Below are 12470 nucleotides of genomic sequence, written 5' to 3'. Positions count from 1 at the left end.
GGTAGTAAATCCCTTCCCTACCAGCGATAGTGCGAGAACGCACGGTTGGACTCGGCCATCTTGTAGAGGTCCTCACGCTTCTTGACAGAAGCACCAGTGTTCTCGGCGGCATCCATGATTTCGGCAGCAAGACGCTGAGCCATGGTGTGCTCTTTGCGCTTGCGGGAGAAGTCGACGATCCAACGGATGGCGAGCGTGGTGGCACGACGGGGGTTGACTTCCATCGGGACCTGGTAGGTTGCGCCGCCGACACGCTTCGGCTTGACCTCGAGCGTGGGGCGAACGTTGTCCATGGCCTTCTTGAAGACGGACAGGGCGTCCTGCTCGGTCTTCGCGGCAACGATGTCAAATGCACCGTAGACGATGCCTTCTGCGATGGACTTCTTGCCATCGAGGAGGACTTTGTTGATCAGCTGCGTGACCAAACGGTTGTTGTACACGGCGTCCGGCTGAACTTCACGACGGACTGCTGCTGCACGACGCGGCATAATAATGCTCCTTCATGTTCTGTGCGCGCTTCGGGGCGTTTGCCCATTAGGTTTATCTAGAACCCGCGCGGCTTAATCCTACTTATTTGGGGCGCTTTGCGCCGTAGCGGCTACGAGCCTGCATGCGGTTGTTGACTGCTGCGCAGTCGAGAGCCGCACGGATGATCTTGTAGCGAACACCGGGGAGGTCCTTAACACGACCGCCGCGGATGAGCACCATGGAGTGCTCCTGGAGGTTGTGGCCGATACCCGGGATGTACGCGGTAACTTCCATGCCGTTGACCAAACGGACACGAGCGACCTTACGCAGTGCGGAGTTCGGCTTTTTCGGGGTGGTGGTGTACACGCGGGTGCACACGCCACGCTTCTGGGGGTTGCCCTTGAGCGCCGGGGTCTTCTTCTTATCGACCGTCTTGGCGCGGCCCTTGCGGACCAGCTGGTTAATAGTAGGCAAGTTCTTCTCCTTTAATCTTACCTGACGGATTCACGAGCCTGTTTTGACGAGGTTGGCCCTTTCCTCGGATTTGCGCGCCTCCCCTGCTCATTGCTCAACCCTGGAACAGCGGATTCGCGGTCATCCTGCCTTCGGTCACGCAGCATACGCACACGAAAGCATATGCGTCCTTTCAGACGCAGGTTGGAACTTTAGCATCGCACGCATAGGGTGTCAAACGCCACGCGTCCGGGTGTATCTAGACTTCATATTAATCGAAACACCTGGTCACATGTCACTTGTCTAGCGATTTGCATATATGAGACTGCTATTTTCACGAAAAAACTTGCAAAGATATTCTTCATATGCGGTACGTATGAGCTACCTGCAACAAAAACCCCGCCGGCTTCGCGAAGAGCTCCTCTGACATAGCTGCATCCAGAGAAACCCCGCGAAACCGGCGGGCCGTTTTACATCTAAACCCGTTGAGCGATGCACGCGCAAATCCCGGAAAAGACCCGCTACTTCTCGATCAGGACGGGGCATTCCGCATTGCGCAAAACCGCATAGCTCACAGACCCGAGCATGCCGGCGACGGCGTTCAGACCACGACAGCCCATGATGATGAGATCGACGCCGTTATCCCTCGCGAAATCGAGAATAGCTTTGCTGGGCTTGCCTTGACCGACGGCGATGTCGAACCTGGCATTGTCGATAAGAGGCTCGCCGAACTCTTTGACCAGACTCTTCTTAAGGGACCCGCGCTCATAATCAAGATAATCCTGCTGCATGCCAGCCAACTCCTCGGGAGAAACGCGGCGCACTCCTGAAACCGTCTCGGCCGCAAGGAACTGAGTCGATTCGAACTCAGGAACAGGCGACGCGAAAAACGCCGTGACACGTGCCTCGGGGTTTTCGGCCGCAAACTCAAGCGCCGTGAACATAGCGTGTTTCGCCGATTCGGAATGATCGTACGGAACAAGAATACTACTGTACTTCATAGGAGCCCCTTTCAACAATCCTCCCTTGTACGCCTTCATTCTACCAGGTACCTCGTTCGGTTTACGACCAATGCCGCAACGGCGCTGAATGGCTCCTTTGCGGCATTGGCCGTAAGGGCGAAAAGCAACTACGTCGTCATAGCCAACGTTGATCTGGACGATTTTCGCGCCAATGGATGCAGCACTCCCCCTCTTTGACCGCAGGCTCGAAATCGCACGCGACCACTGCATCGGGAAACAGACAAAAAAGGCTGCGACCATTCGTCGCAGCCTCTTCGTTATTGGCATGACGCTCGTTGTGGCAAAGTCCTCACCGCGCGCAGGGAGCCGTGCCCTATTTGGCGCTCAGCTCCGCAGCTTTCTCGCTCTGGTCGTAGCCGATGCCCAGTTTGGTTTCATCGGAGGCGTTGAACAGCTCTACGCGCTCTTCGCTCTCCTCAATGCCCTTCCTGCGGACATAGCCGCTCATGAACAGGGACAAAGCGCCGTCGCCCGTGACGTTGCAGGCGGTGCCGAAGCTATCCTGCAGCGCGAAGATAGTAAGCACCAGTGCCGTGCCCGTGGCGTCGAAGCCGAGCACGCCCGTGATAAGGCCAAGCGATGCCATGACCGTACCGCCGGGAACACCGGGTGCGCCGATAGCGAACACGCCCAGAAGCAGGCAGAACAAAACCATGGTACCCATGCTGGGAATAGCGCCGTAGAGCATCTGGGAGATAGTCATGACGAAGAACACCTCGGTCAAGACCGAGCCGCACAGATGAATGTTGGCGAACAGCGGAATGCCAAAACTCACCATGTCGCGGCGCAGCGGCGGAACGGCCTTATTGGCGCACTGCAGAGCAACAGCAAGCGTTGCGGCAGAAGACATGGTGCCGATGGCCGTCAAGTACGCCGGGCCGTAGTGCCTGATGACCTTCAGCGGGTTCTTGCCCGCATACGCGCCGGCGATTCCGTACAACACGGCGAGCCAGATATAGTGGCCCACGATAACGATGAGCACGACGACCAAAAACACCGGCAACTGCTTGGTGATGGTTCCCTCGTAAGCCAGCGCGCAAAACGTGGTGGCGATGAAGAACGGCAACAGCGGAATGACGATACGCGTGACAATGGAAAGCACGATACGCTGGAACTCGTCAAGCAGGTGTGCGATGGAGTCCGCCTTCGCCCAGACGCAGGCAAGACCCAGAAGCACGGACAGAACGAGTGCGCTCATGACCGGCATGATCTGGGGAATGTCGAGCTGGAAAACAACCTCGGGAAGCTCTTTGAGACCTTCCACCGACGTGACGATCGAGAGATTGGGGATAATCGCATAGCCGGAAAACATCGAGAAGAACGCAGCGCCGATCGAAGAGATATAGGCAAGCAGCACGGCCACGCCGAGAATGCGCGACACGTTTTTTCCGAGTTTGGTGATCGACGGCGCGATGAACCCGATGATGATCAGGGGCACGCAGAACGTGATGAGCTGTCCGAGCACATACTTGATGGTAATCACGACGTTCATGACCGCCTCGTTCGCAACGAGGCCTACAAGAATGCCGATAACGACGGACACCAGCAAGATGAAGGGCAGGCTGGTAAAAATCTTCTTCATATCAGCGGCTTTCCTTCGATTGAGGCTTGCAATATGGTCGAATACTTTACCATGAGAAAGCGTCGCCGCAAGCCCCGATATCGCGAACGTCGCAGGGGGCAGACCGAAGGAGGGTCCACGCCCCCAAGCGCGCACTCGAGCCTCGCCACGTCAACGGCATGCGCCTCGCAATCGCGAAGGCATCCGGAGCGAAAAACCGAAGGACGCCCTACGACTGCGCCTTGAACGCGTACATGGCGATGGACTGATTCGCCAGCACATCGGCATCCCACGTCACCGACGAATTCGCATTGGAATACGGGTCGTGTATCTTGACGGACCCGTCCGAAGCCTCGCCCGTGGCCACGAAGAAATGACCTGCCGTCGTGAAGTCACCCGGACCCACGTTGACGATGACGACGTAGCCGCTCTCCAAATACGTCAGAAGCGACGCTGAACTGGGTGCGAAGAATTCGCATTGCAGACCGAGGCCTGGCGCCATGTCCGTCAGAAACGATCCGATGGTTCCCTCGTCATCCGCCGCATAGCCATTCTGCGTTGCCAGTTCCGCCATATCCGCCGGCGTCTTGTCGGTCTTGCCCGTCAGCCCCATATACACCATGGAAAGAGACGTGGGACAACACCCCGTGCTCCCAAACGGCCCTGCGCAGTATTCGACATATCCCCAGCGTTCGTCCCACTGGAAAAGCAGCGGAACGCTGCCCTTTGAAACCTGTTCCTCGTACGGTTCTCCAGAAGATGCAGGATACGAATCGAGAAGCGACGCCACGAAATCCACCGCGTCGGGTTCTTGAGCCGCAAGCTGCAGTAGCTTCGTCGCACGCTCTTCACCGAAGGCGTCCACATATTGCTGCCTCTTGTTCACAATGAAAACAATGCGAGGATCGGACGCCTGAGCGGTAAGGGAATCAACGTCTTCCTGCGACAAATCGGCAGGAAGAAGCGAAAGGTCAGCCTGCTCGGGCTCGGCAGCGGGCTCTTCGTTTTGCGTAGGCTGGCCGGTATCCGCCTCGATGGAATCGACCGCGTTCTCACGAGCACACGAATGCTCTATCGCATTGACCCCTGCGAACAACGCCACAAGAAAAAGAATGCCCGCAGCTATGACCAACGGACGGGGAATATGAATCACCCGCACATTGGAAGAAGCCGCGCTTGGGCGGACGTTGCGCGCCGAAGACCGGGACGACCCCGCTTTTCGCGCGCCATCCCCGTTGCCCGAAGACGCGTCGGAACGCGCACGACGGCGTTCAAGCCGCTGGCGTGCCGCCTCTCGGGAATCGTCAATGCTATCGTTTTTGGCACGTTTCGACACCATGGTTGTTTCGCCTTTTCGGCCTAGAGGCTTCGCGCCTTGTCCACCGTCGCGATAAGGGCTTCGGTGACAGACGAGCGGAACCCGCACGCCTCAAGCGTGCGCACGCCTTCGATCGTGGTGCCGCCGGGAGAACAGACAGCGTCTTTCAGTGCGCCCGGATGCTGGCCGCTCTCAAGCACCATCTTGCCGGCACCCACCACGGCTTGCGCCGCGAAACGATACGCCTGCGCGCGCGGCATGCCCTCGAGAACGGCTGCGTCGGCCATAGCCTCGATCATCATATACACATACGCGGGAGAGCAGCCCGCGGCCGCGCTTGCGGCATCCATCAAGTGCTCGGGGATGCGTTCGCTCTTTCCGAAGGAATCGACGATCTCAAGCACGAGATCGGCGTCTTCGGCGGAGCAGCCCTTTCCGATAACGACCGAGGTCATGCCCTCTCCCACCGCGGCGGGCGTGTTGGGCATCAGACGCACGACCTTCGCAAGGCCGGAAGCGTCGGAGAGCCAAGCGAGGGTCTTGCCAGGGGCGATGGAAACAAGCACGGTCTCCGAGGAGAAATGAGGAGCCGCCTCCGCAATCACGGATTCGTACATCTGCGGCTTTACCGCCAGAAAGACGACGGATGCCTTGCAGGCTTCGGCGTTATCGAGCGTCACATCGATGCCGAAGCGTTCATGCGCAGCGTCGATGGTGGCCTGCGTGCGAGCCGACGCGATAATCTCGCCCGGAGCGACGATGCCCTTTGCGAGAATGCCCCCGATAATGGCACGCGCCATGTTTCCGCAACCGAGAAAACCAATCTTATGCATTGCGAATCCCTCTCCCTCGCTCGCCGAAGCCTCTCTTCCCTCGAAGCAAACTCGAGCAACAACCGTTTCAATTGGCCTGTAGCATACTATGGCAAACGACGACGAGCGGACTTTTCGCAAAGCAGCGTAGAAATTCCACCGAGCAAACGGCGGTGCAGCAACCACGTCCGGACGCCCTTTTCGCCCCGAGCGCAGCTGCGGCTTCGACGCGCAACACGACGCAAAAACCAGAACGAAGAAAACCCCGACGCGAGCGCCCCATTTCTGGATATCCAGGAAACGAAGCGACTCGACGATCGGGGTCTTCGAGTTTTCAGCAATACGCGCGCAGCCTCTCTCGAGCTACGCGCATCGCCGGAAGGCCTGCGCGAGCGCAGGACGGCCGCTTAGAGAGCCAAAATGGGAGCAGCAACCTGCTTCTTGCGGGAAAGCACACCCGGCATCCAGACGCTTTTGCCCGTGACATCGATGCCGAAAGCCCTGTTCACGAAATCGGTATCGCCCTCGACGATGAACTGGCTGCCCTCAGCGAGAATATCCGTGGCGAAGAAGAGCACGAACTGATAGCCCTTCTCGGCGACAAGCTCTTTGATCGCTGCGCGGATTTCGTCTTCGCGATTGAGCACAGCCTGCAAATCGACGGTTTCGAACTGGCCGATGTAGACCTTGTTGCCGTTGGAGAGCTCGAACTCCTTGGCGTCGGCGTTGACCATCTTGTGGATGGGCAGCTCCGCCGGATTGGAGCGGCATTTGAAGATTTCCATGCCGTATTCGACCGGATCGACGCCCACGTATTCGGCCGTCTTCGCGATGATCGCGCGGTCGAAATCGGTGGTGGTGGGAGACTTCATGATGACGGTGTCGGTCAGCATGGCGCCCAGAAGCAGAGCGGCGATGTTCTTCGGCAGCTCCACGCCCTGAATCTCGAATTCGCGCGCGACCACGGCAGCGCTGGAACCGACGGGCATGACGTTGACGCGAAGCGGCTGCGCAGTCACAAGACCGCCCAGGCGATGATGATCGACGATTTCGACGATTTCAGCATTCTCGATGCCATCAGCAGACTGCAACGCCTCGTTGTGGTCGACCAAAATGACCTTATCGCCCTCGCCGACAGACTCGATCAGGCGAGGGGCCTCGATGCCATGCTCTTCGAGAGCCTTAGCCGTCTCCGGCGGGAAGCCGCCCAGGCGGCACGCCTCGTATACGGCGTCTTCGCCGTTGGCGCGGGCGAGCTCGTTTTTCAGATAGGCGTAGCCGACCGCTGCCGAAATGGCATCGTTATCGGGGTTTTTATGACCGAACACCAGGATGGGCGCTGTCATGGGCGATTCCTCCTTGATTCCTTTGCATTTGCGCTCGTAATTACAACCAGACAGTGTACCATGGCAGCGACGCGCCCGGATCGAACCGTGCGCGAAGCATGCAAAAACCCGTCTCGCTCGGAAGGATGTGCGATGAAAGTTCTCGGCATTCGCGACATCATCGGCCCCATCATGATCGGCCCGTCAAGCAGCCACACCGCAGGCGCACTGCGCATCGCGCTCATGTGCCGCCGCCTTTTGGCAGGCGAACCACGCAAGGCAACCTTCACGCTCTACGGCAGTTTCGCGCACACCTACCGAGGACACGGCACCGACAAGGCCCTCGTGGCCGGCCTGCTTGGCATGGCCACCGACGATCTGCGCATTCGCGAGTCCTTCGACCTGGCGAAAAAAGCCGGGCTCGAGTTCTCCTTCGTGCCCGCTCCCAACGAGCCGTGCGAGCACCCCAACACGGTGGATATCGAAGTGACCGACGAAACCGGATCGATCACCAGCATGCGCGGCGAGAGCATCGGCGGCGGCGCGGCGGTCATCAGCCGCATCAACGGCATCGACGTGCGCTTGAGCGGCGAATACCACAGCATCGTCGTCAAGCAGCGCGACGCGAAAGGCGTGCTCGCCCACATTGCAACATGCTTGAACGTCTTCGACGTCAACATTGCCACTACAAGCCTTTTCCGAGAGCGCAAGGGTGATATCGCCTTCACCATCATGGAGACCGACGACGAAGTGGACGAGTCCATCGCCCGCGCGATCGCCAAGCATCCCGACATCTACGACGTGCGCATCGTCAAAAGCGACCGCGCCACCGACGCCGTGCCGCCGCAGACGACGCAGGCGAGCGCAAGACCGAAAGGGTTCGGCGCGGACCTTTCCCCCAAGGAAGCGGCCGACCTGTTCGAAAAGCTGGACTTCCCGAACGCCGCGGCCATGCTAGCCTACTGCGAGAAAGAGGGGGTCGCGATCAGCGAGGCCACTTGCCGCCGCGAGCGCTGCATGCTAGCGAGCAACGGCATCGCCGTCGACGACACACGCAATTACCTAGCCAAAGCCCTCGAGACTATGCGGGAATCCGCAACCGGACCGCTTTGCGACCCCGTCCGCTCCATGGGAGGCCTGATCGGCGGCGAGGCAGCGGCGCTTTCCGCAATCGAGGAATCCGGCCCGTGCGGCACGCTGCTCGCCCGTGCGACCACCTACGCTATGGCCGTCCTTGAGACCAACGCCTCCATGGGCCGTATCGTAGCCGCGCCCACCGCAGGATCGTCGGGCGTTTTACCGGCCATGCTTCTTGCTTGCCAGGATGTCCACGAGTTCTCCGACGAGCAAATCGTGGACGCGCTGGCGAATGCTGCAGGCATCGGATATCTCATTACACGCAACGCCACCGTCTCCGGCGCCGAAGGCGGCTGCCAGGCGGAAGTGGGCGCAGCAAGCGCCATGGCCGCTTCGGCCGCATGCGAACTGTTCGGCGGTACGCCGCGCCAGTGCTTCGCCGCAGCCTCGAACGCCATTGCCGGCCTTCTGGGCCTGGTGTGCGACCCCATTGCCGGATTGGTGGAGGCGCCCTGTCAGAAGCGCAACGCCACCGGTGTGGCCAATGCGCTCGTATCCGCCCAGATTGCCTTGGCGGGCATAGACAACCTGGTTGATTTCGACCAGACCGTCGATGCCATGTACAAAGTAGGACGCTCGCTTCCCTTCGAGCTGCGCGAAAGCGCGCTTGGCGGACTTGCGGCCGCGCCTTCCGCATGCGCGTTCTGCCAAGGCTGCGCGCATTAGCGCGAAACGGGATGCCGCCGACAGCTTTCGCCCTCGGCGGCATCCCGTTTTTCTGTAGCATTTCCTAACACGCCCCATGCGACAATGCATCGAATCTCAAGCCAAACAGCGTGGTACACGGCTACTTTAATGCGACCATGCATCATCCCTCGAATAAATCGAGAAGCTCCTGCTTGGAATGAACTCCGAGCTTCTGGTAGATATGCTTCACATGGGTTGCAACGGTATTCTTCGACAAAACCAGTTCCTCACGGATATAGGGCTGCGAGCGACCTTTCGCGAGATATCCAAGAACTTCCGACTCCCTTGCAGAAAGACCTTTTTCGGCAGAAAGTTCGGCAACCCTCTTCTCCCGTGCCCTCTCCTCCGTTAGCAACGCGCCCGGATTCTCGTCCTTTCGCACATCATCTTCCTCGTGCAGCGCAATCCGCATCGAGGCAACGTATCCCGTAGGTGCCAAAGCCATAGCCAGCGAAAGCAGGCACACAAGAGCCAGTGACAAGGCCCACATCTCGCAAACGCCCGACAAAATGAAATCTTCTGCTTTCGCACCTGTGAGATTGCCCAGCAAGATGCCCATCTGAATGAACCCTTGACTCACGCCGACAACGAAAGCCGCCGCGAAAGGCCCGCGTCGCGCCATCCCGAGAAAATGCAGCATCACAACCACCTGTAAAACTGCATCAGCGATGGAAATCACAACGGAAAGCACGGTTTCGGGCAGCACTCCGTCAAACGAAGCAGCGGCGATGCCGATCACCATAAGAGGCGACAGCCATCGAAACAGCACCGTCATATCGATACGCGAAGAGAAAAAGATGAACCAGACAGCCAGACAGAGGCCAGATACGGACCCGACAAGCGTCGATACATCGAAGCCATACGCTTCTTGAAAGGCGCTTTCGGGCGAGCCGAGCGCGGAGAAAAATCCGATTACGAAATACGCGACGCATACAAGAAGGCAGAAACGAAGCAGCTCTCCTGTCGTCTTTTTCCTTCCGACGGCTTTCGACCGACCCGCATGCACAGCGGTCGATCCGTACGAAAACAAGCGAACACCGCATGCTTCCGCCCGTTTTTCGCTTCGGCCGCACTCCCCCGAACTGTCCGACGCATCGCCATACGTCAAAACCAGGCACACCGCAGAAAAAATCGGCAAGGCCGAAACCCCGACAACAGCAACGATTCCCTCAATATAAGGAAACACGAACGAGCAAACCAGCATGACGCCCGACGCAGCGGGAATGGCCACCTCGGCCCGTTCAGCATCGATGCGAAAAAGGGCATCGCCCCATAAGACGATTAACAAAGCACTTCCCACACCGGTGGCTATACCCGACAAGACCCCAACGGCCGCCCAGTCGCCCGCCATCGCCGAAGCGAACGTGCCGCACGCCATAAGCGCCGCAGCGATAAAAGGAAGGTTTTTATGATTCGACAGGTCGCGAAAACGAAAAAAGAACCCGAAGGCAAAAAGGCAAAGCGTCACCGACGCCGCAGACGCCAGCCACGATATATCGGCGTTGATGCCGACCCCGAAGCGATCGGGATAAAGAGCCGACGTTTCGAACGAACAGTAGATCCACGCCCAGACAAACCCAATGCCCAAATGACGAAACTTGATCGAATCCCCGATTTTCAGCACGATGTCAGAAAGACTCGTCATTCACCCTCCTTTGCAACAAATGCAATAATGCCGCATTTCCCCAGGTATTTCGCTCACCTATTTCAGGTTAAAAGCCAAAGACCCCGCTTTTCGGCGATGTTTTCATAATCCGGCCGCACCAGGATAGGGCAAGAGGCGGATAAAGCTCCCCTTGAAAAAACGCATGGTGGCGACCTTGCCCCCCTCCCATCGACAAAGCCGTCGCCATGCAATCCACAAGGACACAGGGAAAGGGATCGGTCATGAGCATTCATCAACCGCAAATCGATCGTCGTTCTTTTTTGACGGGAACGGCAGCCACCGTCGGCATCGCAACCATCGCAGGACTGGCGGGTTGCGCCCCTTCGCAGGCAAAGCCTGAAACGAAAGACGCCGGCGAAACCGGTTCGGAAGCAGGCACCGAAACGCCGTCGTGGCTCGGCGCCGCACCCGAGATATCCGATGCCGACTGCGTCGAAACGCTCGATTTCGAAGTGGTTGTCGTCGGCGCGGGAACATCCGGCTATTTTGCCGCAGCAAGCGCGGCCGAAAGCGGCGCCAAAACGCTCCTTATCGAAAAATCGGGACAAGGAAGCAGCATCAGATCGTCAGCCCTCGGTGCAGTCGGGTCGAAGCTGCAGCAGGAACATGGCGTCGATATCGACGTCATGGACATCGTCACCGACATGGACCACTATGCGCTCGGCCAAATCAATGCGCGACTCGTCAGACTCTGGGCCGAGAAATCTGGCGAAGCTATCGACTGGTATACCGACCTGATGAACGAAAGCGGCATGGAGGTTCAACTTGAGTGGAACATGCCCGAAGGAACCCGTTACAAAGAATGGCCCACTGGCCACGGAACCAACGGCGAATATCCGTCCCGCGAAGGCGACGTCGCCGAAATCATCGACGCCTACATCACGTCCTTCGAAGGATGCGAAGAGCGCTTCAATACGCCCATGATCCGCCTCATCGTCGAAAACGGCCGCGTCGTCGGACTCTATGCGGAAAACAGCGACGGCGACCCCATTCGCGTCAACGCCTCGAAAGGCGTGATCGTCGCGACGGGCGGATACGCCTACAACCAAGACATGTATTCGACCCTTCAGCCCGAACGCCTCTCATGCCTGGGAACGTTCGACGCGTTTCCCAATTGCGTCGGAGACGGCATCAAGGCCCTTATGTGGGAAGGAGCGAAACTCGACCCCGTTCACACCTCCCTCACGTTCAATCGATGCCTGCTAACCGCAGAGCAAGAATCCGGCGACCCCTACTCCGTCGGATCGGATTACGGCTATTACTTCTTCAGCTCGCAGCCCTTCCTTCGCGTCGATGCGAACGGCGAGCGATTCCACAACGAAAGCGCTCCTTACGACTTCGTGATGAACGCCATGACGAAATACCCCGAAGGCCAGCGAACCTGGCATCAGGTATGGGACGCGAACTGGCAGGAAAACGTACAACGTTTCCATACGGTGGGCTGCTCCACCATCTGCTATCGCGAAGGCGCCGACCACGATGCTTTCCCGACCATGATGGACGACTGGATCGGACCCGAAATGGAAAGCTTCGTTGAAGCCGGATATATCGTCAAAGCCGATACGCTTGAAGAGCTTGCCGACAAGCTCGGATTCGAAAACGAGAAAAAGAAGGCTTTCCTCGTAACGTGCGAGCGACAGAACGAGAACTTCGACGCACAAGCCGACCCCGATTTCGGCAAAGAGGCATTCCGTCTTTCCGAGCTACGAACCGCACCGTTTTATGCAACCGTAAAATCGTGCGCACTTACCTTGTGCACCCTCGACGGCATTGTCGTGAATGAAAAATGCCAGCCTTATGGTTCAGACGGCAACGTCATCGAAGGAGTACGCGTCGTAGGAAACGATCAAGGCTGCTTCTACGCAGGCACCTACCCCAACCAGGCCGCGGGCCTCAATGCCGGACGATGTGCAACATTCGGACGCATGGTCGGCAAGGAACTCGCCGAAGCCTAGACGGTTGACAGCAGCGGCTTCCTACAAGACGACGAAAACGACAACACGCCAAACCCCGAATCGGCA

The 12470-nt window shown here is 58.4% G+C and carries 10 protein-coding genes; 2 read left to right on the top strand and 8 right to left on the bottom strand.

Annotated features, from left to right (window positions below; all coding sequences use genetic code 11):
* Nucleotides 1-17: 17 nt before the first annotated feature.
* The 7 genes from rpsG to HMPREF9451_RS01955 all read right to left on the bottom strand — a co-directional run bounded on the left by rpsG (nt 18) and on the right by HMPREF9451_RS01955 (nt 6980).
* The gene (rpsG, locus tag HMPREF9451_RS01985) at nt 18-488 is read right to left on the bottom strand and encodes a 30S ribosomal protein S7 (protein WP_009138623.1); all 471 of its coding nucleotides are present in this window, start codon (nt 486-488) and stop codon (nt 18-20) included.
* Nucleotides 489-570: 82 nt separating this feature from the next.
* Nucleotides 571-942: a 30S ribosomal protein S12 gene (gene rpsL, locus HMPREF9451_RS01980; protein ID WP_009138622.1), complete on the bottom strand. Its 372-nt coding sequence runs from the start codon at nt 940-942 to the stop codon at nt 571-573.
* 500 nt (nt 943-1442) lie between these two features.
* On the bottom strand, nt 1443-1922 hold the full coding sequence (locus HMPREF9451_RS01975; protein WP_040625957.1) for a universal stress protein: 480 nt from the start codon (nt 1920-1922) through the stop codon (nt 1443-1445).
* 334 nt (nt 1923-2256) lie between these two features.
* Nucleotides 2257-3525 carry a dicarboxylate/amino acid:cation symporter gene (locus HMPREF9451_RS01970; RefSeq protein WP_083851816.1) on the bottom strand — a complete coding sequence of 423 codons (1269 nt, stop codon included), beginning with the start codon at nt 3523-3525 and terminating at the stop codon, nt 2257-2259.
* A 208-nt stretch (nt 3526-3733) separates the two neighbouring features.
* A complete protein-coding gene (locus HMPREF9451_RS01965; RefSeq protein WP_009138619.1) occupies nt 3734-4843 on the bottom strand; it encodes a C39 family peptidase in 1110 nt (369 codons plus the stop codon).
* A 20-nt stretch (nt 4844-4863) separates the two neighbouring features.
* Nucleotides 4864-5655 (bottom strand): pyrroline-5-carboxylate reductase, encoded by a 792-nt coding sequence (gene proC, locus HMPREF9451_RS01960; protein WP_009138618.1) that lies wholly within the window; start codon nt 5653-5655, stop codon nt 4864-4866.
* A 386-nt stretch (nt 5656-6041) separates the two neighbouring features.
* On the bottom strand, nt 6042-6980 hold the full coding sequence (locus HMPREF9451_RS01955; RefSeq protein WP_009138617.1) for a manganese-dependent inorganic pyrophosphatase: 939 nt from the start codon (nt 6978-6980) through the stop codon (nt 6042-6044).
* A gap of 132 nt (nt 6981-7112) precedes the next feature.
* On the opposite strand from HMPREF9451_RS01955, the gene sdaAA reads away from it, so the two are divergent.
* Nucleotides 7113-8762 (top strand): L-serine ammonia-lyase, iron-sulfur-dependent, subunit alpha, encoded by a 1650-nt coding sequence (sdaAA, locus tag HMPREF9451_RS01950; RefSeq protein ID WP_009138616.1) that lies wholly within the window; start codon nt 7113-7115, stop codon nt 8760-8762.
* A 142-nt stretch (nt 8763-8904) separates the two neighbouring features.
* On the opposite strand, the gene HMPREF9451_RS01945 is transcribed toward sdaAA, so the two are convergent.
* A complete protein-coding gene (locus HMPREF9451_RS01945; RefSeq protein WP_009138615.1) occupies nt 8905-10428 on the bottom strand; it encodes a helix-turn-helix transcriptional regulator in 1524 nt (507 codons plus the stop codon).
* Nucleotides 10429-10670: 242 nt separating this feature from the next.
* On the opposite strand from HMPREF9451_RS01945, the gene HMPREF9451_RS01940 reads away from it, so the two are divergent.
* Nucleotides 10671-12404: an FAD-dependent oxidoreductase gene (locus HMPREF9451_RS01940; protein WP_009138614.1), complete on the top strand. Its 1734-nt coding sequence runs from the start codon at nt 10671-10673 to the stop codon at nt 12402-12404.
* Nucleotides 12405-12470: the final 66 nt, after the last annotated feature.

The sequence above is a fragment of the Slackia piriformis YIT 12062 genome (genome assembly GCF_000296445.1).
In the GTDB taxonomy this organism is placed as follows: domain Bacteria; phylum Actinomycetota; class Coriobacteriia; order Coriobacteriales; family Eggerthellaceae; genus Slackia; species Slackia piriformis.
This window is presented reverse-complemented; position numbering and strand designations above follow the sequence as displayed.